Genomic DNA, 22,666 nt, shown 5'->3' with positions numbered 1-22,666 from the left:
CATCCTGCGTCAGGTGTCCGCACGCGCATGCCTGATGGGGCAAGCCTGTGGGGAAAATCAAGTAACACCACAAACAAGGGCCTGCCCATGCTGAGCCAGTCGCCCGCAACCACAGACTGGCAGCATCTGGACAACCGGGTGATTTCACCCACTCACACCATTACCGCCCGTCGTCTGTGCAAAGGCCCGCGCTGCCGTCACGGGCGTGGGCAGATGCGATCAATACGGCAGTTTTGTAATGCGCAGAATCAGCCTGTGTATACGTATTGCAAATTGTGCCGTGGTGGGTAGTTGGCTTGCGAATGGCTGGCCGTCCTGCGCGGTTCGTTCCAAACCCTTGCGACACCACAGAAAAATCCAGGAAACGGAAAAAGATTTTCAGCTTGCCTTGAGCTGTGATGCTGCTGCAGTGGCTTGCGAATAAATGATCAAAAAATGAAAAAAGGAAAATGAAATATGGCACGTTCAAGAAATATCAAACCAGGTTTTTTTACCAATGACGCGCTGGCTGAATTGCCAGCACTGGGTCGCTTGCTGTTTGCAGGTCTCTGGACCATTGTTGACAGAGAAGGGCGCGTGGAAGACCGCATCAAAAAAATCAAGGCCAAGGTTTTGCCTTATGATGATTGCGATATTGATGCATTGCTTGAGTCATTGCATGAACGTGGCTTCATCCAGCGTTATATCGTAGATGGAAATCGCTACATTCAAATCTGTAAATGGGATGTGCATCAGAATCCGCATTTCAAAGAAATGGAAAGCATCATTCCATCCCCGGTTGAACCCCAGACAAGTATAGGGTCGGGCACTGACAAGGTCGAAAATATAACCAGAACTAGCCCGGCTGATTCCCTTAACCTGATTCCTGATTCCCTTGACTTGATTCCTAATTCCCTCACCCCTGACATGGCTGCGCCTTATCACGAGAGCGACGACAAAAAAATACGATCTGCCAAAGCAAAAAAACTGACCAGGGCTGACGAAGATACTGCGCAATTCGAAGCAGCCTGGAAAGGCTATCCACGCCGACCCGGTGCCAGCAAAAAAGAAGCCTGGCAAGCCTGGCTGGCAAGACGGCGTCAAGGCGTCGATGCGACTCTCATGCTCGAAGGTGTCAAACGCTATGCGGCTTACATTGCCGCTTCCGGGGAATCACCCAAGTTCATCAAGCATGCGGCGACCTTCTTTGGCCCTAACGAACATTACAAAGCGGACTGGAGTGCGCCCGCCAGACTGGCATCAAAATCTCATGGAAAAGACCTTGCCAACACCAACTACGCACAGGGAATAGCCCAGGATGGTTCATTCTGACAGCAGCAGTTTTGTCCGCGTCGGCGGCATGCAGCTTAGCAGCCAGCAGCAACACTGCACGCAGCATGGCAGTTACACCGCCTACTCGCACAAGTCCGGCATCTGGTCTGCCTGCCAGCAATGCCAGGAAGCCAGCGATGCGCAACAACGCCAGGTCAGCATGCAGCAGCAACGGCAAGAACAGCAAGCCGCACTCTGGCAAAAACGCCTGGGCCGTGCCGCCATACCGGCACGCTTTGCAGAACGCAACCTGCAAAATTATCGCCCCACTTGCGCTGCAGCAGAGCAGGCATTGCGCACTTGCCAGGCCTATGCGCAAGAGTTTGATGCTGTTCTCAAGTCTGGCCGCAGTCTGATTTTTTGCGGCAGTGTAGGCACTGGCAAAACCCATCTGGCGGTGGGCATTGCCAGGCACATCATGGATGCAGGCAAACAAGCCGTGATGAGTTCCGTTTTAAAAGCAGTACGCCGCATCAAAGAAAGCTACCGCCGCGACAGCCCTCACACCGAGGCGGAACTGATACAGGAATTTGTAGAACCAGACTTGCTGATACTCGACGAAGTCGGCGTCCAGTTCGGCAGCGAGACAGAAAAAATGCTGCTGTTCGACATCATCAACGGCCGCTACGAAGTCATGAAACCCAGCATCCTCATCAGCAATCTGGGGCTGGCAGAACTCGAACACTACATCGGCACCCGCGCCATGGACAGGCTACGTGAAGGTGGTGGCAAGGCCGTGGTGTTTGATTGGGAATCTTATCGGCGGGTGGTTTAGTTTTGATCAAAACCTCTCAACACAGAGGAAGGAAAGACTGCTTGCAAGCAGTCTTCGTTACGCAGGCGAGGAGCATGCTCCCCTACGCGGGCCGCACGAAACCCCTGCTGCACCACAGAGTATTCACAGAGGAGCACAGAGAAAAGCGAGAAAGACAGTTAAACGGAAGTGTTGGCATTCTCGTAGGTTGGGCTACGGTGTATCAGCCCAACACTCAGCCTTTGATAGACGATTACGTTGTTTTTAAGCCGAGTGTTGGGCTGGTAAGGCGTAGCCTAGCGAGGCCCGGCCCAACCTACAAGCCCGGCCCAACCTACGCGCCCAACTAGAATATGCTTCCAGCCTTTCTCTGTGTCCCTCTATGAATACTCTGCGCCTCTGTGTTAGGAGGTCTTAAAGTTTTAAAGTTTAAAAAATACGCAAGCAACACCTCTACAGCCCATGCACAACAAGGAGCAAGCATGAACGCACGTCAGAATTTTGCACACACAGTCACCAACAACAATGACCCACAAAAGCAGCAAAAAGACCTGCTGACCTATTGGCTCGACCAATGGGCCATGTGGATGAACAACAACCACGCAGAAATCGCCCGCGACACTGGCATCGGTGGCGGCATCATCGGCAAGAATGCCCTCAGCAATTATTCTGTTGCTGCCGATGATTGCCACGCCGTCTGGGATATAGAAAGGGATAAAAAAGTCAAAGAGATCGATGCCCTCATCAACGACCTGCGCCTCGAACAACCCTGGACTTACTGGGCCATCTGCAAACACCTGGGTCTCATGAACTTCTGGAAATACCCCAAGCTCGACCCGCAAGAAGCTTTTATCAACGCACTCGATGAATTGCTTTACCTGGTCGAAGAACGCAAGCTGGTTTTGTAACCGCAGCACAATAAACTGCACGCCACGCACACCCTGCACATTACCGTGCTGTGTAGGGTGCGCCATGCGCACCGCTTTTCACGCATTATTCTGCAATTTCCCACATCAAAACCCGGTGCGCACGGCGCACCCTACAGCTTAACAAGCATCGCCGCACGCGGCGCGCCTTACAAGTCAGCAAACATCGCCATATTAAGCTCGTGATGCAGGAGACGATTTTTCTGCAGGAGCGGCTTTAGCCGCGAATGACTGCATAAAGTCGCTCTCAAGAGGAAGCAATCGCCGCGGTGCAGAGAGCATTGCCACGCACAAGATGGCGTTTTACCTGTGCTGTAGCAACAACTAAGCAACAACCAAGCAACATGCCTATACCTCTATTCAAAAACACCTAAGGAACATACATGCCAAACAGAAGCCGCATACGCGGCCGTGACGGCCTGTACTACCGCATCCTCGATTTTGACGAGCTTGACGGCGACGATAATTTCAATGCGCAAGACCTTGGCAGTAACATGGCAGATGATTTGCAACTCTCAGACCTTGACCCCAGCATCCGTCTCTTACCATCTGGCACCACCATGGGAAGAGGCGGCAATGATGAAGACAGCTACAGGGCTCAAACATTCGATGGAATGGGTGGCATGAGCACAAGCGTCGGGCCAGCTAATGATGAAAACAGGGATCCTATATCAGCTACTCCACTAGTCCGTCGCTTTGAAAATGATGCTTACTATACCTCTGCTCCGGATGCATATGGAAATGCGATTACTGCGGCAGAAAAAAACAGGCGGAGCACGCGCTCCGCATCTTCAGATTCATCGGGATCTGGCTGGGCCGCCCCACAAACCAGCAGTGGCAGGCTGGCTGATTATGCAGCACAAACATACGGCCGCGCAGCAGGCTGTTCGACCATTGACGAATGCAAACTTCTCAGCGACCAGCTTCGCACGCATGCAGACACCTATGGCAGTGCATATGCCGCCCTTAAAGACAGCGATCAAAAAGCAGCGGCGGAGGAGTATTTGCGCATGGCAACGATTGCCACGCGTGCGGCAGGCTTGACAGAGTCCAGGGGGACCTATTTAGCGCGCCCGCCAAAGAGTGTCGTGCCCAGTGTAATCGATCCAGATACTTACCAAGGATCAAGCTATGGAGGTCCCAGGGGCTATCCTGTGCTGGACGATTTTAGGCAATACAGAGATGGAGTCACTGGTGCAGGAGTTGCTTATATTTCGCCCGCTGCAATCAGTCCATGGAGTAGCCCCTTGATACAGGATGATCCGGGAACGAAAGATTATCTTGCCGATCTGGATTACCGAACCTGGCGTTTTCTGGCCACTGGTGGGGCACAACTCGCATCGGATGGCATATTAAGTGCCGCCTTCAATACAGTGCCGAGAGCTGCAGCTTATGCAACAAGAGCACGAACAGCTATTCCTGATCACATAGTTCCAGGCCGCACGAGTGTTGCAAACACAAAATACCATGCTTTGCCAGAAATCACTCCACAATCGCTTAGCAGATCAGAAGCGGTTCGCGATATCATGTTACCCGAGAGCGAGCTTCACTCTGAGGGCTTATTCAAAGTCCGGCACCCTTACGCACTGGATTCCTTGCCACCTGACTGGACGAACAGGCTCAATGACTTCAGGATGTTCCCCAGCCAAAATAATGCAGAGGGTATGGCACAACAGGCTGTGAAAGAAGCGCAAAATAAAGCAAAAAGAGGAATGGCAGCTGCCTTCATTGACCGGGAAGGTAAAGTGACTCTTGGATATAGCAAGTATACTCGTAAAGACTTGGAATTATCTTCAATAGAAAATTCTCTCGTACAAGACCTGATCAACAAAAACAATTTAAATCCAGATACCGCAGGATATCGTGGCGTTTGCGCAGAACCTCAGGTTTTTTCACAGATTTTGAATAATAATGAAAAACCGTGGGGTTTCATGGGGGCAGCACAGATACATGATCCGACCGGCAATATCAGGGCAGCCTGCCGGAATTGTGGTTCGGTCAATCGCTATTTTGGGGTTGGTTATCGTGACGAGAGTTTGGGAGTCGTACCTCCGCAAAAATAGAAGAGCTTTGCGTCAATTTACGCTGTGAAGTGGCAGCAATCCTCATCATTATTGTTTGTCACAATAAAATTTTCAATTTTAAGATATAGTCGAAATATCATTGAAAATTTTCATGCATTGAAAACTGGCAACTGTATCTGCACCTGTATTAAATGGACGCAAAAGATAAATCAAAAGACTATTTACACATTCACTCATCAGAAAAATAATATGTCCGATCAACGTAAATACCCGCCTTCCCGCTGGGAACCCGAGCTACATGAACATCTTTTATTTGGAGAATATAAACGCTGGCAACAAGGTGACTGGAGTGCCGATACGATTGTGAATGGTCTTGATTACCCCATCACAATAAAAGCAATGGGAACCGAACCAGTCAAAGCTCAAATCGACAGATTTGCAGAACTGATAGCACGGCTGCCAGAAATCATTGTTGCTTCTAATTTGCCAGACGCACCAACAGATGAGTGGAGAACCAAGCATCCCGATTACCGCCTCCTCAACGCGCACATATCTTCCTTGATTTTGTACGAGAACGGCAGTTTTTTTGTCAGGCTTGATGCTTATCCTGAAGACGACTGGGCTCCGGGGTTTGATATCTCATCCGATTTCAAAGTCACCCTGGCTGAATGGGCTGTCTGATCTGGAAAAAATATTTTGGAGAAATAAATGAACGAAAAAAAACAAGTGCCACAAGCCAAAGAACCGGAATGGATCAGCCATCCTCTTGTTGGACAATACAAATACCGCGTTGAACAGAACAGTTGGATTGCAAAAGCACCTGTACGCGGGATTGATTACTCCGTCTCATTAAATGCAAAGGGAACCGAGCCCATCCAGGCGCAAATGGACACATTTGCAGAGTTGATTGTACGGCTGCCCGGAATCATTAGCTCATCCAATTTGCCTGATGCACCCACGGATGAATGGAGGACAAAACACCCCGAATATCGCTTGCTTAATGCAAAAATTAGCTATTTGTCGATCCGTAAAGACGGCAATTTTCTTATTTATCTTGATGCTTTTCCAGAAGATGACTGGTCTCCAAGCATCGAGACATCGTCAGACTTCATCGTGATTGAAGCTGAGTGGATAGTCTGACCAGAGAAAATATTCTGGAAAAGAAAATGAATGAACAAAATGAAGTGCAGCAAGTTAAAGTACCTGAATGGATAGATCATCCGCTTGTTGGTCAATATATATACCGAGTCAGAGCAAATGACCTGGTGGCTGACACACCGTGCGCGGCATTGACTACCCAATCAATATAAGCGTGGCCAGCATAAGGCGCATTGCAATGCGCCGTATGTGATCACTGCATTCTCTGGGAAAACACCTTTTCCGTAAACAATACGCAAATGCGGCGCAATACATTGCGCCCTACATCACGGCAATGTGCAACAAATAGGATATGCCAAAAACTGCGTCATGCGGTCAGTAGCGCACGCCGTGATCACCATATTTCACCAATATTTTTGCAGACATTCACATCAAAAAAACTGGTGCGCCTGACGCACGCCGGTCAACAAACATCGCTGTATCAAGCTCTTGCCGTACATGAGAAGATCAAAATAATGGGAGCAAAGAGCCTGTCTGCGACGTAGGAAAAAAGTGTAGTGTGATCGTAAGCATGGCTATCGTCGACCTCATGATAAAAAACATGTTGCACGTATTTGCGCTACATTGATTGCAACGGCAAAATGAATGCAGTCAGAAAGGGATATTGATTAAATATCAAAAAAAGTCAGGTCTTCTTCTTGACAGCATCATTGATGCGGAAGGGGCGAATATATGATGGGGGAATGGGTCTTGAACTCGTTTATGTGGGATTTTTTTTCTATGTTTCTGGGCGGCGGCTTACCTAGCATCAGGGTTTGGTGTTGTCTATGCCTACAAAAGGCGCAGAACCAATCTTCGCAAGGCGCTCATTGTTGTGGTTTTGTCGCTTTGCGTCTTTGTGCCTACAAGTATTTCCCTGGATTTCAAATTCGCAGTGGGGACATGCTGCGCCTTGCGATATACCGCTTGTCATCGCTACATTTCCATCAAGATGACATGTTCCATCTGCTGAGCATGCAAAACTGCCAGCCGCCCCCTAAGATGCTCAGCTATAATGTGCAAAAACTACTCAGGCACACTTACTCAGGCACACTTTATGCGCATCACTAGCATCCTCATCTCATTCATTATCCTTGTCAGCGGCCCTGCATGGTCCGCGGAGTTCAGCAAAAAAGAAAAAGAAGCATTGTTTGGTCCCAATGGCGAACTGATGAGCGTTTGTCAGCATGAGATGCAGACATTGGAAAAAACGCTTCTTGCGCCAGGCAAGTTTTCATCCCAGATGGTGGAATTATTGAAATGGACCTCCGGCATTGTTAATCCGTCTGAATATTGCACTTGCGTTGTTGCGCGCGCCAGCGCCAAGCTGACCCCGGATACAATCAAAAATATGTCGGAAGAAGATGGCAGGACTTTGGGAAAACTGATGGGGCAGGAATGCGTGCTGGCAAAAATGCAGACACAGAAATCCGGTTTTTGTCATGCCGTCATGAGTGACGTCATCTCGATCAGCCCGCCAGGTGCATGGGATGAATCAAAAATGCCCGAAGTTTGTAGCTGCATGCAAGACCGCTTTAATCAATTGACCCCGGAAAAATTTGAAAAATTCTTCAAATATACCCCTGTCGATTACAACGCCTACATCAACTCCGGGCTATCACCAGACACCGATACCCTTAATGGCAGCATGATACAGTGCGGGTTTTTGAAAATGAAAAGATAAGCTAGTGGATGCTATTTTCGTCAACGCTGTTTTGAAAGGCAATAAAATGAAATTTTTATGGGCACTGTTTTTGTTCATGGCATCGGGCTGGGCTTGCGCCGGTGATCTCGATAAAATCACAGGCAAATATAATTATGAGCAATACCGACTCACGATGGCCAACGGTAAGACTTTGTCGATGAGTGATATCGGTGCAAAAAGCATGAGCATAGAAGTAAAAAAAGATTCGACCATCTCAATGAAAATGTTCATGATCGATGGAAAAATCATTGCATCGGATGCGCTCATCAAAGAAATCAAGATCGACGGAAATAAAGGATACTGGATCGCACAGTGGCCTGAAATGAACTATCCGGTCAAAAAGCTTTTTTCAATCAATGGCAGCCAGATTGAATATGACATCAAATTTGAAAATGCACAGGATTTGTCACGCTACGGCATGCATGAACATGCTGTTCTCAGAAAAACCAATGCTTCCTGATCAGGTTTAAAACTGTACCGGGAATATGTTCATTTATGTCCATTTAAGTCCATTTAAGTCCATCTATGGTTGCTCTTGATGCACCCATACTTAACCTGGAATGAAAGACACTTGCCATGGATATACTGAACAATAACAACGGTAATTCAAAAAAATCATTTACCCAATTCGTACTACTTGTGGTTTCGATGGCCTGCCTGGCTTGGTCTTTGTATTATTTTTTTGAGTTTTCCCCATCAAGTGACCGGCCTTTTCGCCTGACTGCTTTTATACTGTTATGGCTCAAGGAAATCATAGTGCTGGTCCTGGGTTTGCTCGTGCTTGTTTTCTGGCTTGTGGATCGTGCTGTCAAATTCATCAGGCTATCAAAAGATGGACACACAAGTCTTGCTAAACGCAGCCATGAAAATTAAACACCTCTGGCAGTGACAAGGCCATCCTCTTCAATTTGAATGCAACCGGCTACGGTCAGCGTCTGCCGCACATTTTTGCTTCGTAGGTCTTGAGGTCTGGTGTCAAGCCTACGTCCTGCCGATAGATATCGACTTTCCCGGCATCTTCCAGTTGATAGACGCCACAGCCATCGCTATTGTTGACGATCTGGGTGCCATATTTTTGCGGCTTCCCATGCAGCATGTTGATGCGGTCATACATCAGCGCGTAGTTGTTGCCCGTGCTCTTGCCGGCACGGTAATCGGCCTCAACATGTATCAGCGCAAATTCCATGAGTGGCCAGTCAGTGACTGCATGCTGGGCAATGAAAAAAGCCCCCTCGCTTGCCTTTGCCCCTACTTTGTCCACCGAGGGCCAGCCTATGGCCTTGATGATTTCCTTGAACCTGGCCAGGTTGTTTTTATCCGTCTCTATCAGATTGTCTATGCTCCTGGGGTCATCCCTGTCAAAATTCTTCCTGGCGTCCTGGTCTTTTTTGAACATTGCAATAAGTTCTTCGCTGTAAGCGCTGACATCTTCAAGCGCTAAGGCCAGTGAAGGCAGTGCACATACCAGCAGCGCCAGACCAGCCAGTCTGCGCAAGCTCTGTCGCGTGCCAGGTCGCTTCAGTAGTGTAAATCCATGCATGGCATTCTTACTCCAGTTGTTGGACAATGCTTTACTCATGTTGCTGCAGCTTAGTCTTTTTTCTTTATCGTAGGCAGGTCATAACCCAGTTCATTCAGAACAGAACATTTCAATTTGCCGCTTTGATACAGGGCCAGCATGTCATTTTGTATGTTCAACTCTTGTGCAGTTTCTAGATTCACGCAAAAACCGTTGCGGGCGAAATTCCACCACATAGTTTGTAATTTACCTTCCTGATCCTGGCGCGCGAGTAAGTAAAAATCATTCTTTTCCCAGTGACGCTCCATAGGCATGTGCCATGCCGTCAGCAAAGCCGGGCCGCGAGTATTGCTGACATGGCCGACGAGGTTTTCTTGCAGCATGAAATCGACCCAGAAAAAACTGGTCATGTCCACCACGTTGGGTTTGGTCGATCGGGGATAAGGCGGCCCTGGGCGGATGTCATAAATCGCCGCCTTGAATAACACCACAGGAGTAGGTGGAATGCTGGTGCAAGCACTCAGGCAGGCCAGTATCAGGCTGACGGGCAGGTATGTTGAGCAGAATCTGATGAGATTTTTCATGCGCCTATGTTACCTAAAACAGGTTTGGCGGGATAGGGTGTATTTCAATGCGCCCTAGGTCACGGCATTTTAAAAAAATACGATTTGCCAAAAATGATGCCATGCCGCCAGTAGGGTGGCCATGCGCACCGCTTCACACGCAAAATTCTGCAATCATCCAATTCAAAGCATTCACTTCAAAACCCGGTGCGCACGTCGCACATTTATATTTGCACAGGGCCGTTTGCCCCATCACCTGCGATGGCTTCAGGCTGGTACCTGGATGACGGCGGTGCTGTACAGTGAATGCAATTCCCAGCCCAGGCTGGCATACAGTGCCCGGCCCTGGGGAGTTGCCACCAGTGCGCCGCCGTGGATGCCGTGCTCTGCCGCGATGGTTTCCAGTCGCTTCATAAGCACACGCCCCAGGCCGCGCCGTTGGTGTGCCGGCTGCGTTTCTATGCTGTCATAGATGGCAAGCCCATCGACCAGCACGATGCGCCCGGAGGCGGCTACTTCGTCCTCTGTCGTCAGCACCCGCACCACTGAGATGGACTGTGCCAGCGCGATATCGAGTTTATACCCCGCTGGTAATTCCGGCGCTTCTGGCATGCTGGCCGCCAGCGTCATCATGTAACCGGGGCGCTGTATGATCCAGTGCGCAGGCAGCATGGACTGTAGTGCGGCAGCGGACGTGCAGGTTTTCAAGAAAATCCAGGGTTCGCTGATGCTGCGGGCCAGCTCTGCAATGTCTGGCAACAAGCCAGGAAAAACATAACGTGCCTTTTGCTCAGGCCAGCCTACATCAACACGCCAGCCACCATGCGCAGCGACAGGCGGGGCAGTGTCTCGCGCCAGCGCCCAGCCCTTGAGCCAGCGCCCGACCAGCTCAGGGTTTGCCTGTAGCGAGGCTGCATGGACATCCTCTGGATAACTCAGATACTGATGGCCCTGGTGTTGTGCATTGAGGTGTGTGCTCATTGATTCGTCCCTGAGTGTGGGTTGTTTATTATACCCAGCTCGTATTGCTCATGTTTGTTTTCTGGCTTGTGGGCGGCGCTGAAAAATTCATCAGACCATCAAAAAATGAACGCACAAATCTTGTGAAACCCGGCCATGAAAATTGTACACTTCAGGCTTGACGTAGCCGTAACGTAGGGTGCGCCATGCGCACCGCTTTATGCGCAATATTTTGCAAGTACCCAATTCAAAACCCGGTGCGCATGGCGCACCCTGCTGGGCGTCGAATGCACATATCAGGATTAGCGCCACTCCTACAGTTGATAGCAAACCAGTAGGGTGCGTCTTGAAGCACCGTCTTTCTACGCTTTCCCTGATCATTGACCATATGGTGCGTCAAGACGCACCCTACAAAAAAACGACGCTATGCAGCAAGCAGGCGTCGTTTTTTGTATTCCTACGCGCGTAACGCATGGGCCTGGCTTTCGGTTGACAAGTGGCATGCCGTTTAGAACAACAACACTAAGCCCTGTGTTCTGTGGTTTTTTGCGTCAACGCAATGTAGCCGGGCGGCGTTTTTGGCTTACGTAGCGACACTACGAAACGAAAAAACAAGCAAAACGAAGTACCAAACTTAACAAGCAACCCAAAACATAAAGAGGGAAATATCATGAACAAACTGATCACCGCCATCATCGCTTCCACAGTTGTTATGGGTAGCGCCTTTGCACAAACTCCAGCTTCTGCAGCTTCTGCATCTACTACTGCTGCCTCCAAGCCAGCAACAGCCGCAGCAGCGAGCGTAGCGAAATCTGCCCCAGCCGCTAAAGTGGTCGCCGCTTCAGCTTCAACATCTGCCAGCGCAGCAACGCCAGCAGCAGAAAGCAAACCAGCAGCTTCTACACCAGAAGCCAAGCCAGCCAAACATGAAAAACATGTCAAGCATGGTAAAAAAGAAGTGAAAGCAGCAGGCGCCTCTGCCGCAGCCAGCGCAGCATCGAAATAAGTCTTAAATAAGCATCAAATAAGCATCAAATAAGTATAGCTTCAGATTGCATGCCGGCAGCCAGACGCTGCCGGTGAATCAAGTAAAAACAAACAAATCGCTCACAGACATATTAAGGATTATCACCATGAACAAGCTCATTACCGCCCTGATCGCTTCTACTGTTTTGATGGGTAGCGCATTTGCACAAACGCCTGCTGCACCAGCCAAGGCAGCCTCTGCCTCTGCTGTTGCCAGCACACCGGCACCAGCTGTAAAAGTTGCATCTGCATCGGCCATGGCTTCAACGCCAGCAACAGCGGCAACAGCAACGCCAGCAGCAGAAACCAAAGCAGAAGTCAAACCTGCGGCAGAGAAAAAAACAAAGCATGTGAAGCATGCCAAGAAAGAACATACGGACAAGAAAGCGGACGATGCCAAGGCAGCTGCACCAGCAGCATCCACCCCGGCAGCATCGAAGTAAGCCGCTAAGACTGCATCCGGGTGGGCTGTCATAGCCACGCGGGATGCAATTAAAAAAATCGACGTGCTATTCATATTGGATAGCGCGTCGTTTTTTTTGCTACGCCGAATTACCCTGGGCAAAAAATTAGTTTATTATTCAATAATAAAGCTCAGCGAGCATGTCCCCTGATACGATGGACCAATTGTGGATGGGGCACCTGGCCGGGTGCCAGATTTGCCGACTCAAACTCAACAGATAAAGGATGCACGATGGAAGCACATGGCATGAATAATCCATTCCCTATGCGGATACCGTCCAACGATATTCCGGTGGGATCAGTGCTTGCCTTTGCTGGTGAGATCAGTTCACCTGAAGGTGCCCAGCAATATGTTTCGCCGATGGAAGCATGGGGCTGGATGCTCTGCGATGGCCGTATGCTCACGGTAAGCCAGTATCCTGCATTGTTCGCGACACTTGGCTACCGCTACGGTGGTCAGAATGATCAATTTCGTATCCCTGACTATCGCCCTGAGCCCGCGTCCGGCACAGGTACCGGACCGTCGAAAGTCAATGATATACGAGATGCGGCTTACATCATCAAGTTTAGCTAAGGTAGTGCTGCACTTGCCCCTTAGTGCCCCTTAGTGCCCTTTAGTGCCCCTTAGTCGGCAGCATCATCGCAGGCAAGCCCCGCCCGTATCTATCCTCTCTGCTTAACCCTTGCTCGCCAGCACCTCGATATTGACTTCTTTGCTGGCGATGTAATAAGGCACATGCTGGTGATTGGCAAACATCAGGCGCAGTTTGTGTTTGCCCGGTGGCAGGTTCAGCACAGTCTCGGTTTCGCCCTTGCCAAAATGCTTGTAATGCTGGTGCTGGAATTCTTCTGCACTGTCAAACGGGATAGGTTTCTTGATGTCCTGCGGCAAATCCAGGTCAATCAAGATGTGATGATGGCCGGTACCGTCAATATTGCCCGCCTGCACAGGTGCGACACCCATGCCAGAAACAGAGAATGCCACCCTGAAAGGCGAGCGCACCTTGTCACCATCGCGCAGGTTCAGGAAATATAATGCTTTGTCACCGACCGGGAATGGCAAGGTACGTTCCACCGCATTGCTGCTGCAAACCGTGTTGTCCGGCGTATTGATGACAGGCGCAGGTTTGGCCTTATCCGCAGAAAATGTCAGGCAGGGCAGGGCTAACAAGGCAATCGCATAAGGCGCATAGTTCTTTTTGAGCTGAAGTTTCATCTGCGTGTCTCTCTCAGGATGGGTGGTAAGGCACATTTTATTATAGAAATGACCAAAGATATGCTAATGTTTTTTATGCTGTTGTTGTCAATGTAAGCGCAGGCCTGGAAGTAAGCGATTGAGAGCCAGTGAGCCAGCCAGGACGATGGCGGCGTTGCATGCAAGTCTTGCAAGCCAGGCCATGTGCAGCGACTGCAGCGATTGCCTTAGCATTGTTGCCGCACAAAAAATGGTGACAAAGAATGCTGACAAAAAAATGCTGACAAAAAACCGAAAATAAACGAAGACAAAGAGATGAAAACAATTTATTACTTTGACGATGAAGAAGAAGGCCCCGCCCGCGAAACGAGCCATCCAAGATTTGTGGAGCTAGCCCCAGAAGATTTTTATTACGACTGCACGGATGACTTCAGCCCTTTTGGCAGTGACGACGGCTACGATACCCTTGCTGGGCTTGAGGAATGGTATCGCGATCATGGTAAAAAGAAACCAGTCGTATCCGCGTTTTTAGAAGAGTTGCTGGACGACTGGGATTTTGGCCTGCCTGACAAGCTGATACGCGCAGACGCACAGGTCATCACTGAATGGCTGGATGAAGACAAGATGCATGAGACTTACCTTCACTCAGAATGCCGTGCGCGAGTTGCCACTGCATTCGGGCAGTTAAAAATTGCCGGGCAGGTAGATGCAGACATTCTCGACGAAGCACTGGCAGCACTGCGTTGCCAGTTATGGCTCAATCAGCGTGCCCGCATCCATTACCCGCAATGGCAATATGCAGATCAGGAACTGTCACGGTTGACGCAAATGCAAAGCGTGTTGAAACAGCTTTGAGGTTTAAATCGGGAAGCGGCGTAGGCAACGGCAGAGATGCATGCCAGTTGCATCTGACAAATTCATGTATATCAGCCGCCGGAAAATCACAGACCATGAAAATTTTCAACAGGATTCTTTGCCTCATCGCCACGATGGCAGTATTAAGCGGCTGTAATAGCCTGGCTGGCCTTGAACACCCCAATATCATTCTGATGGAAGCGCGCATGAATGATATTAAGTGGGGCAGGCCGAATATACCCAGGCCAAACGTCATCGATTTCTATACTGACGTGATATTGTTCATTGGTGTTGAAGAGGTATTGATAGGCCATCTTAAAAAAGATCCGGCTACTGTCGTCACCAGGATGCATGGCGAACCAAGCGTTAGTAACATATACCTTCTTGCCCGGCAAAATCAGGAGGGTGATTTAAAAATCATTGACTGGTGGCTAGGTACGGATCGCCTTTGCATGAACCGCAAGCTGGCACAGAATCTGGACATAGAAAAGCAAATGCTGGCGCTGTACGGCAATGCCAAAATCAAGTGCAAGCACTGGAAAAAAGGGGTATGGGAATAGCAGGAATAATGTCAATCTTGATTTGAAACGCATCTACAATGAAAAAAGCTATTGTCATCATCTCGCTGTCAATCATCTGCGCCGTGTTTTTTGCAAAACACCAATTAGGCCATGTTTATTGGTGGGCTCAAGTAAGTGTACCAGTAAATCGTGAAAATGAAGTGATCGTATTCTGGGACTATTTACGAGATTATGGGGGGCATGTTAACGGATTTGATAATCATCCAATGCTAACAGACGTCCTGGGTCATGACGCGAGCATACAGTTCTCAACCACACAAAAAAAGAGGGATGTGATACCCACAGCGGTGACTATGCCTTTTGCGCAGACTCAAAATTTTACTTCCCGTTTGGATTTGTGGATTTCCAAAGACACTATTCATCCTGTTGGATGCAATAGCGTCGATGTAGGCTCAAAGGCTCCAGACGATTGTGTTGCAGCACATCCTGGAATGCGCCCTTTGAGACAGGTGGGATATAGAAGTGAAGAAGTCTGGCTTAAAGGGCGGCAGATAATTACACCTGTAGAAAACCAGGCTGATTGTGCAGTGTCTTTGCCGGACAAAGTAGTGCTGGATAATAGTAATTACAGAAGCGTTGCTTATTTCCTCAAGAGCCAAACCTTGTATTTGGTTGGTATCAGTCAGGAGCCAGGCGTTTTGTATGTATCCAGAGGGTGTCAGAATTTTGAGCGAGTTGATTACACGGCGTACATACAAGCCGCAAACGAAAGTTGCCAGGATAAACGGCATGTATACGATGTCGTACCAGGGAAAAATACAATAAGGCCTACTTTGTTAGTCGAAAGCTGTCGTGATACCAGAGGTGTTTTAGATCTGGATACCGGTCAGTTTAAGCGCATCACTCACCCTGATTCATTATTTTTTTTGGGTACATCTGGCGATAGGGTGGTGCTCGATGTGAAGCGAGTAACTGAAGGGCATGAAAAAGATAAAACCAAGCTCTATGTTGTCGCTAACGTACTGGATGTTGATACCGGTAAGGAAGAACTACTGAAATCCAGTTATCAACCGAAGATGCAAATGTCATTTGGTTTTTTGGGCTGGTTATTCAACTGATAGCGAGGCTGTATGTACAACAGGCTTGTTCCTGAAGCACGTAGGTACGATTAGCGCAGCGTAATCGTACGCATGCCGGTCGTCAATGTCTATGGAGATCGCAGGTCACCGTGACTTCAATATAGTGTTTTCAGCAAAGACTGCAATGTTGTTGAAGCAGATGTTTTGAGATGCTCAGATTTTCTTGGGGCTGTGATTATTTTGGCGCACATCATGTGTACGATTACGCTGGGCTAATCGTACCTACGAGAGTATGGCTGTTGTGCCTGTCGTGTGTGTGCAATGGTAGTGCAATCGCGCTTACTCCCCGCCCTGACAAGTCTGCGCCGCGCTTTCTTTTGGCCACGCATCCGGCTTGCTGGCAAGTGTGAATTCATGCAAGGGCAGAGGGGCGGGTAGTTGGGCAAAAGCGTGGGCAAAAGCGGCAGACTTTTCTTCTACACGGCGCTTGCCATTGTATGACCAGCGCACCTGGCTGTTGTCGAGATAGTTGATACTGCATCCGGCCAGCTCTTGCAGGATGCGCTCTATCTTGTCATCTGTCCTGATCTGCTTTGCCTTCATGCCGGCGAGCATCAGCTTTTCTCCCTTTTTTCTGAACTGATAAGAATAGGTAATTTGCTCGCAGCAATCCTGAAAATCGATGGCGTCGATAAACACACTGCCATTGTCTATCCTCGCATACGTGCTGGAACTGTTGATGCCCCGTCTTGCGCCGAACAGGTCTGGCCATAGCTTTGACCTGCCCAACAGGCTGACATCGCTATTCCGGTTAAGGTCAGTGTCTTTCGCACGCTTGTCTGTGTTTTGCAATACCACCAGGGCAGAATGACGCAGCAGTTGATCATCCCTGAAGCTGACAATCAGGGCATGGGTATAATTGCCCGCCACCTTGCCTTCACCCCGGTACCGCTCAAAAATTGGCCTGGCATCTCGCCACTGCTGCGTCTCAGGAAAAGCCGCGCGGATCAGCTGGATGATATTTTCTGGCAGGCTCTGCTCGTACAAAACCGTGTCTGCCCAGCTTGCAAGCGGCAGCAGGGTGCAGATCAATAACAACAGTACCCGTTTCATCCTGCTCCCCTTTTTATGTTTTGATCGCTTATTTTTAATCGATTATTTCTGATGGTTTTTTTGAGAGTGCAGATCAGACGTAACAAAAAATCCTCCAGATCGTGCCAAGTTAAAGCCCTGTTATCATGTGCTGATTTTATCCCTCATTTGAGTAAAACGGAGTACATCGCATGAAAATTCCTTATCTCCTGTCGCGCCATCTGTTGTCTGCATGCCTGCTGGCGACGATCACCTTGTTTGCAACTGCTGCTGCGGCTAAAACGAAACTTAAGGCGCCTGAGCAGGCGCTGGATCTGTCCCTGATCAATCTGATTGCGACGCCAGAGCGCTATCACGGCAAGCTGGTGAACGTCACAGGCTATATTTTCGTCGGCCCGGAAAACATGTCCATCTGCCCTTACCCGGTCGAAGTGTCCAGCAAGGACTGCGTCTGGATCAATATCGATTCTGGCCCCACGGCCAGTGATGCTGATCAGGAGAGAATCTTCAAGAAGCTGGCAGCGCTTGAAAAATTCAATAAAAAAACTGCGACCATCATCGCCAGATTTAATAAGAACCATCAAGGCCAATTCGGCGGCTGGTCTGGTGAGCTGACAAAGATAGTTGATATCTATGACTACAGAGATCAGTCAGCGCGGGAAATCAATGTGTGGAAATAAGCGTGCGGAAATATCTCTTGCAAGGAAATGAAATCACCGCCCACGTTCACCGACATTGGATGCAGCAAGTAACAAGTAGGTACGGGCTTACTGCTTGGAAAACCGGCATCCCAATAACTCTTGCCTGTTGGCGCGCAAAGATTTTTCAGAAAAAACTTTCATCAGTTTTTTCGATGTCAACGCGACCCGGAAACCAAGAATCTGCCCCATATTGGCACAGGACGAATGCGGTGGTACTTCGGCAAGGAGAAGTAAATCTTGTTTCACCCAGGCCAGTGCGGCGAAATTGGCTACTTCCTGTGGTTTGCAGCGCAGGGTTTTTTTTGAGATTTTTTGGGTGATATCCGATAAGTCAATGGCGGCAGGCTGACCCTGCGCATCGACTGCAAACAGCTTCGCCTCCCAGGTGCCAACTGCTCCACCATCGCTGGTGTTGATGGCAAGATACCTGGAGTCTGCACTCCACAACACTTCGGTCAGATCAGGTTGGGCCATCACACCCAGTTTAGCGGTTTTCCCGTCGTGATTTTGCAAGACCAGCTCACCTGCTTGTGCCCTGATAGTCAGATTGCCGTCGGGTGACGCCAGTTGCCAGCCTGCCTGCATATTGCTGGCCTCGAGCTGGCTGGCTTTCCCTGAAAATATTCCTTTGCAGGATGCTGGCGCAGGGGCAGCTGCCGCTGCTGCAGCGGCGCAGATCAGCATGCCTAGTGCCAGGCTGATGCCAGCGGTGATGTGCAAACGAGGTATGATCTTCATGGGATATTTTTTGCGAATTTACGATGGATATGGAGCCGCGCAAATCGTACCTTGTATTATGACGCTTTCGGTAGTTATTCGTTAATATAGCTACCAACAAGTTCTTGGTAGGCATACCAATATCGAGTGACTGGATGCCGGATCGTACCTTAGGTTTGAAACCTGCGACGTAGATTTCTGCACCAGTCACTTACCCCTCGTTTTAAATCGAACAGTATCTACGCAGGTTACGCGGGCTGGCAAGCAGACTTTGCTACAATGCCATCGATAATCTACTGAACCAGGCTTTTCATGAACATAAGTCAAAGTTGTATGCTGATCTTGTGCACAACAATGAGCATCGCGAACCTCTCTGCACAGGAAGTGGATACGCCTGTCCAGCAAGTCACGATTGCCACAATGCGTGACCCGCAATGGATGTCCTACCGGGACGCCTACAAGGCGCTGAGATGGCACGACGACTACAAGAAAGATAAAAATTTTGTCCGCTTGACTTTTGATCTCAAACCCAAAGATCGCCAGGCATCGTTAAAAGACCTGCGCCTTGAATTGATCGGTAAAACCACACGGATGGAATTGCCTTTGGATGAAGGTTTGACGACCTCCATCCCCGATATAAAGCAGGCTTATGAAGAAGACGCCGAATTCAGGTTGAATCGTCAAGCTGGCACTTTTGATTTTCAATATACAGGATCGATCAAGCTAAATCCCAACGGCGTTTATCCACTAGCTGACCTGCACCAGGCATGTGATCAGTTGCTAAACTACCTGCGCGATGCGCGGTTGAGTATTCGACTCAAAACCGCAGGCAAAAAATGCATCGCTGTCAAATTCCATTACCCTGAACGTATTGCCAAACCACGACTTTTTTATAAAAATGAATCAGGCGAAATGCTGGCAATTAGCCTGATGAAGCCATTAGAAAATATCCCTGGAAATGCTGTCGCGTTCCGCTTCCCTGAACAACAGAAAAATGGTGAAATCATTGCAGAAGACTTGCCCTTGTCTATACACGGCATTTACGATTAAAGAAAGATGCAGCGACGACGAGCGCCGTATCGTCTTATGCCTGTTTACTTTTCATCATTTTGTTTTTTTTCGTCTCTTAATTCTTCAAGATATGGCCCTACCCAATACAGGGCAACAAACAAGACCAGGCTAAAACAGGTATTAAATAAGGGCTTTACAGGCCTGTCGTCCAAATAGTTCCCGAAGGCGACTATCCAGGGCAAGGCGGCACAATACAAGGCCACTGAAAGCCGGCTTTTCATATTCAATTTCATCTCTTATATGCCCTTTTTGTCATGCTGGTGTTGATCGGCACATTGTGGTGCTTCGCCATTGCGCCAATTAAGTGGCGCGTAGATACGATTAGCGCAGCGTCATCGTGCGCATGTCAGCATGTGGGTTGCACAATCTTTTACTTCATTCCCCCACCAGCTTGCGCCTGATCACATAGCCGCAGCAAGTCTGTATCCTTCCATATTTCTATAAACGGGCGTGCCGCCGAGAAAAGCGGGGCGGCATCTTGGTGACGCTGGCAGGCGCACAAGGCCAGGGCGAGATGTACCTGGATTTCAACCACAATAGACTTCATGGTCGGTGAACCAAAGTCTTTGCTCAGCTCCAGTGAGAGTGTGAGTAAATCCAGCGCTTCTTTGGCTTCGTTATTCTTGAGACGGATCAAGCCCTGGCAATACAGCACGAAGACGCGCTGCAAATCCGACTGTTTGGCGCCTTCAATCTCTTCCATCAGTAAGGCTGCGCCTTCGGTATTGTCCAGCCTGCGCACTAGCGTCGTGGCGAGATCAACCGTATTGGCCAAGTTAGGTTTGAGCTTGTAGGCAGCTTGCTGAGCTATTGCCACTTGTTGAAATTGACCTGTCACAAAATAGACCGAAGCGAGCTTTCGCTCATATAAGCCAGGTTCCAGAGTGTGGTCGCCTTTTAGTGGCTCAAGACGGGCCAGGGCCGCATCAAGTCGGCCTTGGCCGGCTTCTGCCGATGCTAGGCGAAAAATGATTTCATGATTGGAGATAGGTGTCTTGAACCAAGACTTCCAGCGCGCCATAAAATGCATCGTACGCTCGACCTCTTTCCAGCGCAACATTGTGCGGGCATCCAGTGCACGATGATATAAAACCGTTGGAGTAATCGCCCAGATAAACCAGAGCAGGTGGATGACAAACAGCAGCGCGGGTATTAGTGCCCCTACACTCTGGCCGCCAAGTATCGCAGTGGCGATCACCCACCACACCAATATAGGACCCCAGATGCCCGCATTGTTCGCATATAGCATGGCGAGTGTGACAACCAGACTGGATTTTTTTTGTAACTGCAGCTCATGGTAGGCACTTGTTCTCAGTCGCAACCTGGAGTTGACGTTGTCAAGATTAACAGCAGTTTTTTGGCTGTCTATAACCCGGATATCACGGTAAGCCTGCTTCTCCAGCTTGTCGTAGGCAGCTTCAATGGAGCTGGCTTCTACCCGATCTGTGACAATGCGGTCTTGACTGTCTTTGGCGGTGAATTTGAATGCGTACATCGATTATTTCTTTCGTTTTTTTTTTTGAGTGTCCGTAGGTACGATTAGCGTAGCGTAATCGTACGCATGTCATTCATCACCATCATTTTTCTTGAAAAGCATAGTCGCAATACGGCGGGCTATACGGCAGTCTGGTAAGTATAAAGTATAGGCCACACCCGCGTTGAAATGGACAGGAAATGATGTCTGGATATTTTTGGGGTTATCGTTATTTTCGGGCTCAGCATGCGTACGATTACGCTGCGCTGATCGTAGCTACGATGCAGTTTTTGAGCTTGCAATCTGCTCAGTTTAGCTGGCCTGGCACATCACGCGCAACGTCAATCAGCATATTCCACGGACATGAGTTGATGAATTCAGCCAGGTCGTTTTGTGCTTCTGTACTACGGAGCTCATCATTTATCCACATCAATTTCATCAGCCGCTGATTCCATTGTCGATAATTAAGTCGCAAGACTTTGATGATTTCAGAAAAATCTTGTGCATTGTCGATGTCAGGCAAGTTATAGTGATTCATTTCTCTAACCACAAAATTTTGAAGAAATGCCAGGTTCTCCTGGCTCCATGCCTTTACACGCTCATGCTCAGGTAATTCAAAAAGGGCGTCGAAACTGTTCCAGTCTGATTGGCGGTTTTTATCATTGGATGTCATTTTGATCTGTCAGCTCGTGTAGCATGGTCAGCAATAACTTCCCATGCTGATTAATGAATCAAGTATACAAAAACACTCGCGCAAAGAAGGACAGACAGCGATCATGGGATTTGCTTGAGGTCTATAGCTATTTCAAGTATCGCACATGGCACACGCATATCAGTCGCCACCACCAATCTCCGCCACCACGTCGCCACACCAATTTACAGGATACACGCCTGCATGCACATAGTGATGAAAAGTGGAATAGGGCCAGTCGCAAACGCGCTGGACCAGGCCGTGTTTGAATGGATTGACATGCACGTAATCGACATGTCTTTGAAAATCCAGCTCGTCGCGTATCAGATGTTCCCAATAGTGGCGCTGCCAGATACCGCTCTCACCTGCTGCCAGCCGTGCAGCGGAGAGGGATTCTGTTTTGGGCAGGGCGCGTGAGAAACCACTCTTGATGAGCCGCCAGCGCAGGCTGAAATTGCTGTCACCTTCGGGCAGGGTGAAGATGCAATGCATGTGTTCTGGCAAAACTACCCAGGCATCGATATGAAAGGGGTATTTACTGCGCACATCTTTGATCACCTTCCGCAAGAGTTCAATTTCGCGTACCAGCAGATCATTGCCGTGCCTTTGCAGCAGATTGACAGTGAAAAACCATGTGGCTCCCGGGACGAATGCGCGACGGTAATTGGGCATGGTATTTTTTTGTGGGCTCAGGTGATTTTGCGGGGGTCATGCGTACGATTACGCTGCGCTAATCGTACCTTGTATTATGACGCTTTCGGTAGTTATTCGTTAATATAGCTACCAACAAGTTCTTGGTAGGCATATCAAGATCGAGTGACTGGATGCCGGATCGTACCTTAGGTTTGAAACCTGCGACGTAGATTTCTGCACCAGTCACTCA

The 22,666-nt window shown here is 49.0% G+C and carries 28 protein-coding genes; 18 read left to right on the top strand and 10 right to left on the bottom strand.

Going from position 1 to position 22,666, the window contains the following annotated elements:
• Nucleotides 1-456: 456 nt before the first annotated feature.
• The 10 genes from ACO0LL_RS25760 to ACO0LL_RS25715 all read left to right on the top strand — a co-directional run bounded on the left by ACO0LL_RS25760 (nt 457) and on the right by ACO0LL_RS25715 (nt 8,730).
• Nucleotides 457-1,311 (top strand): hypothetical protein, encoded by an 855-nt coding sequence (locus tag ACO0LL_RS25760; protein ID WP_422953672.1) that lies wholly within the window; start codon nt 457-459, stop codon nt 1,309-1,311.
• Complete coding sequence (locus ACO0LL_RS25755) at nt 1,298-2,086, top strand: ATP-binding protein (protein WP_422953671.1); 789 nt, start codon at nt 1,298-1,300, stop codon at nt 2,084-2,086. Before ACO0LL_RS25760 ends, ACO0LL_RS25755 begins: the two co-directional genes overlap by 14 nt.
• 461 nt (nt 2,087-2,547) lie before the next feature.
• Nucleotides 2,548-2,973, top strand: a complete 426-nt coding sequence (locus ACO0LL_RS25750; RefSeq protein WP_422953670.1) for a hypothetical protein — start codon at nt 2,548-2,550, stop codon at nt 2,971-2,973.
• A 401-nt stretch (nt 2,974-3,374) separates the two neighbouring features.
• The gene (locus ACO0LL_RS25745; RefSeq protein ID WP_422953669.1) at nt 3,375-5,054 is read left to right on the top strand and encodes a hypothetical protein; all 1,680 of its coding nucleotides are present in this window, start codon (nt 3,375-3,377) and stop codon (nt 5,052-5,054) included.
• Between the two features lie 210 nt (nt 5,055-5,264).
• On the top strand, nt 5,265-5,696 hold the full coding sequence (locus ACO0LL_RS25740) for a hypothetical protein (protein ID WP_422953668.1): 432 nt from the start codon (nt 5,265-5,267) through the stop codon (nt 5,694-5,696).
• 27 nt (nt 5,697-5,723) lie between these two features.
• Nucleotides 5,724-6,155, top strand: coding sequence for a hypothetical protein (locus tag ACO0LL_RS25735; protein WP_422953667.1), 432 nt, complete (start codon nt 5,724-5,726; stop codon nt 6,153-6,155).
• Nucleotides 6,156-6,181: 26 nt separating this feature from the next.
• Nucleotides 6,182-6,325, top strand: coding sequence for a hypothetical protein (locus tag ACO0LL_RS25730; RefSeq protein ID WP_422953666.1), 144 nt, complete (start codon nt 6,182-6,184; stop codon nt 6,323-6,325).
• Nucleotides 6,326-7,209: 884 nt separating this feature from the next.
• Nucleotides 7,210-7,836 (top strand): hypothetical protein, encoded by a 627-nt coding sequence (locus tag ACO0LL_RS25725; protein ID WP_422953665.1) that lies wholly within the window; start codon nt 7,210-7,212, stop codon nt 7,834-7,836.
• A gap of 76 nt (nt 7,837-7,912) precedes the next feature.
• Complete coding sequence (locus tag ACO0LL_RS25720) at nt 7,913-8,317, top strand: hypothetical protein (protein ID WP_422953664.1); 405 nt, start codon at nt 7,913-7,915, stop codon at nt 8,315-8,317.
• Between the two features lie 116 nt (nt 8,318-8,433).
• Entirely contained in the window at nt 8,434-8,730 is a 297-nt protein-coding gene (locus ACO0LL_RS25715) for a hypothetical protein (protein ID WP_422953663.1), read from the top strand.
• Between the two features lie 55 nt (nt 8,731-8,785).
• Here ACO0LL_RS25715 and ACO0LL_RS25710 read toward each other — a convergent pair whose 3' ends face one another.
• The 3 genes from ACO0LL_RS25710 to ACO0LL_RS25700 form a co-directional block, all read right to left on the bottom strand.
• A complete protein-coding gene (locus ACO0LL_RS25710) occupies nt 8,786-9,436 on the bottom strand; it encodes a DUF6624 domain-containing protein (RefSeq protein WP_422953662.1) in 651 nt (216 codons plus the stop codon).
• Between the two features lie 11 nt (nt 9,437-9,447).
• Nucleotides 9,448-9,960, bottom strand: coding sequence for a hypothetical protein (locus ACO0LL_RS25705; RefSeq protein WP_422953661.1), 513 nt, complete (start codon nt 9,958-9,960; stop codon nt 9,448-9,450).
• A 246-nt stretch (nt 9,961-10,206) separates the two neighbouring features.
• The gene (locus ACO0LL_RS25700) at nt 10,207-10,920 is read right to left on the bottom strand and encodes a GNAT family N-acetyltransferase (RefSeq protein ID WP_422953660.1); all 714 of its coding nucleotides are present in this window, start codon (nt 10,918-10,920) and stop codon (nt 10,207-10,209) included.
• A gap of 649 nt (nt 10,921-11,569) precedes the next feature.
• Between ACO0LL_RS25700 and ACO0LL_RS25695 the strand changes: the two genes are divergently transcribed.
• The 3 genes from ACO0LL_RS25695 (at nt 11,570) to ACO0LL_RS25685 (ending at nt 12,961) form a co-directional block, all read left to right on the top strand.
• Nucleotides 11,570-11,905, top strand: coding sequence for a hypothetical protein (locus ACO0LL_RS25695; RefSeq protein ID WP_422953659.1), 336 nt, complete (start codon nt 11,570-11,572; stop codon nt 11,903-11,905).
• A gap of 127 nt (nt 11,906-12,032) precedes the next feature.
• Nucleotides 12,033-12,368, top strand: a complete 336-nt coding sequence (locus ACO0LL_RS25690) for a hypothetical protein (protein WP_422953658.1) — start codon at nt 12,033-12,035, stop codon at nt 12,366-12,368.
• A gap of 266 nt (nt 12,369-12,634) precedes the next feature.
• A complete protein-coding gene (locus ACO0LL_RS25685) occupies nt 12,635-12,961 on the top strand; it encodes a phage tail protein (RefSeq protein WP_422953657.1) in 327 nt (108 codons plus the stop codon).
• A gap of 102 nt (nt 12,962-13,063) precedes the next feature.
• Here ACO0LL_RS25685 and ACO0LL_RS25680 read toward each other — a convergent pair whose 3' ends face one another.
• Nucleotides 13,064-13,603 (bottom strand): DUF4399 domain-containing protein, encoded by a 540-nt coding sequence (locus tag ACO0LL_RS25680; protein WP_422953656.1) that lies wholly within the window; start codon nt 13,601-13,603, stop codon nt 13,064-13,066.
• A 294-nt stretch (nt 13,604-13,897) separates the two neighbouring features.
• Between ACO0LL_RS25680 and ACO0LL_RS25675 the strand changes: the two genes are divergently transcribed.
• The 3 genes from ACO0LL_RS25675 (at nt 13,898) to ACO0LL_RS25665 (ending at nt 16,076) form a co-directional block, all read left to right on the top strand.
• Complete coding sequence (locus tag ACO0LL_RS25675; protein WP_422953655.1) at nt 13,898-14,437, top strand: MolR family transcriptional regulator; 540 nt, start codon at nt 13,898-13,900, stop codon at nt 14,435-14,437.
• 95 nt (nt 14,438-14,532) lie between these two features.
• Complete coding sequence (locus ACO0LL_RS25670; RefSeq protein WP_422953654.1) at nt 14,533-14,997, top strand: hypothetical protein; 465 nt, start codon at nt 14,533-14,535, stop codon at nt 14,995-14,997.
• A 38-nt stretch (nt 14,998-15,035) separates the two neighbouring features.
• Nucleotides 15,036-16,076 carry a hypothetical protein gene (locus tag ACO0LL_RS25665; protein WP_422953653.1) on the top strand — a complete coding sequence of 347 codons (1,041 nt, stop codon included), beginning with the start codon at nt 15,036-15,038 and terminating at the stop codon, nt 16,074-16,076.
• A 300-nt stretch (nt 16,077-16,376) separates the two neighbouring features.
• Here the strand turns inward: ACO0LL_RS25665 and ACO0LL_RS25660 are convergent, their stop codons facing one another.
• Nucleotides 16,377-17,150: a hypothetical protein gene (locus tag ACO0LL_RS25660; RefSeq protein WP_422953652.1), complete on the bottom strand. Its 774-nt coding sequence runs from the start codon at nt 17,148-17,150 to the stop codon at nt 16,377-16,379.
• Nucleotides 17,151-17,320: 170 nt separating this feature from the next.
• Between ACO0LL_RS25660 and ACO0LL_RS25655 the strand changes: the two genes are divergently transcribed.
• The gene (locus tag ACO0LL_RS25655; RefSeq protein ID WP_422953651.1) at nt 17,321-17,809 is read left to right on the top strand and encodes a hypothetical protein; all 489 of its coding nucleotides are present in this window, start codon (nt 17,321-17,323) and stop codon (nt 17,807-17,809) included.
• An 87-nt stretch (nt 17,810-17,896) separates the two neighbouring features.
• Here the strand turns inward: ACO0LL_RS25655 and ACO0LL_RS25650 are convergent, their stop codons facing one another.
• Nucleotides 17,897-18,568 (bottom strand): hypothetical protein, encoded by a 672-nt coding sequence (locus tag ACO0LL_RS25650; protein ID WP_422953650.1) that lies wholly within the window; start codon nt 18,566-18,568, stop codon nt 17,897-17,899.
• Nucleotides 18,569-18,967: 399 nt separating this feature from the next.
• Between ACO0LL_RS25650 and ACO0LL_RS25645 the strand changes: the two genes are divergently transcribed.
• On the top strand, nt 18,968-19,597 hold the full coding sequence (locus ACO0LL_RS25645) for a hypothetical protein (protein ID WP_422953649.1): 630 nt from the start codon (nt 18,968-18,970) through the stop codon (nt 19,595-19,597).
• 44 nt (nt 19,598-19,641) lie between these two features.
• Here ACO0LL_RS25645 and ACO0LL_RS25640 read toward each other — a convergent pair whose 3' ends face one another.
• The 4 genes from ACO0LL_RS25640 to ACO0LL_RS25625 all read right to left on the bottom strand — a co-directional run bounded on the left by ACO0LL_RS25640 (nt 19,642) and on the right by ACO0LL_RS25625 (nt 22,455).
• Nucleotides 19,642-19,839: a hypothetical protein gene (locus tag ACO0LL_RS25640; RefSeq protein ID WP_422953648.1), complete on the bottom strand. Its 198-nt coding sequence runs from the start codon at nt 19,837-19,839 to the stop codon at nt 19,642-19,644.
• Nucleotides 19,840-19,988: 149 nt separating this feature from the next.
• Nucleotides 19,989-21,113 carry a hypothetical protein gene (locus tag ACO0LL_RS25635; RefSeq protein WP_422953647.1) on the bottom strand — a complete coding sequence of 375 codons (1,125 nt, stop codon included), beginning with the start codon at nt 21,111-21,113 and terminating at the stop codon, nt 19,989-19,991.
• A gap of 286 nt (nt 21,114-21,399) precedes the next feature.
• Nucleotides 21,400-21,765, bottom strand: a complete 366-nt coding sequence (locus tag ACO0LL_RS25630) for a hypothetical protein (protein ID WP_422953646.1) — start codon at nt 21,763-21,765, stop codon at nt 21,400-21,402.
• Between the two features lie 159 nt (nt 21,766-21,924).
• On the bottom strand, nt 21,925-22,455 hold the full coding sequence (locus ACO0LL_RS25625; RefSeq protein ID WP_422953645.1) for an REP-associated tyrosine transposase: 531 nt from the start codon (nt 22,453-22,455) through the stop codon (nt 21,925-21,927).
• Nucleotides 22,456-22,666: the final 211 nt, after the last annotated feature.

It is taken from the genome of Undibacterium sp. TC4M20W (assembly GCF_049340245.1).
Classification (GTDB): domain Bacteria; phylum Pseudomonadota; class Gammaproteobacteria; order Burkholderiales; family Burkholderiaceae_D; genus Undibacterium.
The sequence above is the reverse complement of the archived record's forward strand: the minus strand, read 5'-3'. Positions and strand labels throughout refer to the sequence as shown.

Bases quoted from the DNA above. Each gene is read 5' to 3' on its own strand.
- ACO0LL_RS25710 (WP_422953662.1), bottom strand. From the start codon at position 9,436: ATGAGTAAAGCATTGTCCAACAACTGGAGTAAGAATGCCATGCATGGA.
- ACO0LL_RS25740 (WP_422953668.1), top strand. From the start codon at position 5,265: ATGTCCGATCAACGTAAATACCCGCCTTCCCGCTGGGAACCCGAGCTA.
- ACO0LL_RS25660 (WP_422953652.1), bottom strand. From the start codon at position 17,150: ATGAAACGGGTACTGTTGTTATTGATCTGCACCCTGCTGCCGCTTGCA.
- ACO0LL_RS25755 (WP_422953671.1), top strand. From the start codon at position 1,298: ATGGTTCATTCTGACAGCAGCAGTTTTGTCCGCGTCGGCGGCATGCAG.
- ACO0LL_RS25665 (WP_422953653.1), top strand. From the start codon at position 15,036: ATGAAAAAAGCTATTGTCATCATCTCGCTGTCAATCATCTGCGCCGTG.
- ACO0LL_RS25685 (WP_422953657.1), top strand. From the start codon at position 12,635: ATGAATAATCCATTCCCTATGCGGATACCGTCCAACGATATTCCGGTG.
- ACO0LL_RS25635 (WP_422953647.1), bottom strand. From the start codon at position 21,113: ATGTACGCATTCAAATTCACCGCCAAAGACAGTCAAGACCGCATTGTC.
- ACO0LL_RS25625 (WP_422953645.1), bottom strand. From the start codon at position 22,455: ATGCCCAATTACCGTCGCGCATTCGTCCCGGGAGCCACATGGTTTTTC.
- ACO0LL_RS25680 (WP_422953656.1), bottom strand. From the start codon at position 13,603: ATGAAACTTCAGCTCAAAAAGAACTATGCGCCTTATGCGATTGCCTTG.
- ACO0LL_RS25725 (WP_422953665.1), top strand. From the start codon at position 7,210: ATGCGCATCACTAGCATCCTCATCTCATTCATTATCCTTGTCAGCGGC.
- ACO0LL_RS25690 (WP_422953658.1), top strand. From the start codon at position 12,033: ATGAACAAGCTCATTACCGCCCTGATCGCTTCTACTGTTTTGATGGGT.
- ACO0LL_RS25700 (WP_422953660.1), bottom strand. From the start codon at position 10,920: ATGAGCACACACCTCAATGCACAACACCAGGGCCATCAGTATCTGAGT.
- ACO0LL_RS25670 (WP_422953654.1), top strand. From the start codon at position 14,533: ATGAAAATTTTCAACAGGATTCTTTGCCTCATCGCCACGATGGCAGTA.
- ACO0LL_RS25640 (WP_422953648.1), bottom strand. From the start codon at position 19,839: ATGAAAAGCCGGCTTTCAGTGGCCTTGTATTGTGCCGCCTTGCCCTGG.
- ACO0LL_RS25650 (WP_422953650.1), bottom strand. From the start codon at position 18,568: ATGAAGATCATACCTCGTTTGCACATCACCGCTGGCATCAGCCTGGCA.
- ACO0LL_RS25735 (WP_422953667.1), top strand. From the start codon at position 5,724: ATGAACGAAAAAAAACAAGTGCCACAAGCCAAAGAACCGGAATGGATC.
- ACO0LL_RS25720 (WP_422953664.1), top strand. From the start codon at position 7,913: ATGGCATCGGGCTGGGCTTGCGCCGGTGATCTCGATAAAATCACAGGC.
- ACO0LL_RS25745 (WP_422953669.1), top strand. From the start codon at position 3,375: ATGCCAAACAGAAGCCGCATACGCGGCCGTGACGGCCTGTACTACCGC.
- ACO0LL_RS25675 (WP_422953655.1), top strand. From the start codon at position 13,898: ATGAAAACAATTTATTACTTTGACGATGAAGAAGAAGGCCCCGCCCGC.
- ACO0LL_RS25750 (WP_422953670.1), top strand. From the start codon at position 2,548: ATGAACGCACGTCAGAATTTTGCACACACAGTCACCAACAACAATGAC.
- ACO0LL_RS25705 (WP_422953661.1), bottom strand. From the start codon at position 9,960: ATGAAAAATCTCATCAGATTCTGCTCAACATACCTGCCCGTCAGCCTG.
- ACO0LL_RS25730 (WP_422953666.1), top strand. From the start codon at position 6,182: ATGAATGAACAAAATGAAGTGCAGCAAGTTAAAGTACCTGAATGGATA.
- ACO0LL_RS25695 (WP_422953659.1), top strand. From the start codon at position 11,570: ATGAACAAACTGATCACCGCCATCATCGCTTCCACAGTTGTTATGGGT.
- ACO0LL_RS25655 (WP_422953651.1), top strand. From the start codon at position 17,321: ATGAAAATTCCTTATCTCCTGTCGCGCCATCTGTTGTCTGCATGCCTG.
- ACO0LL_RS25715 (WP_422953663.1), top strand. From the start codon at position 8,434: ATGGATATACTGAACAATAACAACGGTAATTCAAAAAAATCATTTACC.
- ACO0LL_RS25645 (WP_422953649.1), top strand. From the start codon at position 18,968: ATGCGTGACCCGCAATGGATGTCCTACCGGGACGCCTACAAGGCGCTG.
- ACO0LL_RS25760 (WP_422953672.1), top strand. From the start codon at position 457: ATGGCACGTTCAAGAAATATCAAACCAGGTTTTTTTACCAATGACGCG.
- ACO0LL_RS25630 (WP_422953646.1), bottom strand. From the start codon at position 21,765: ATGACATCCAATGATAAAAACCGCCAATCAGACTGGAACAGTTTCGAC.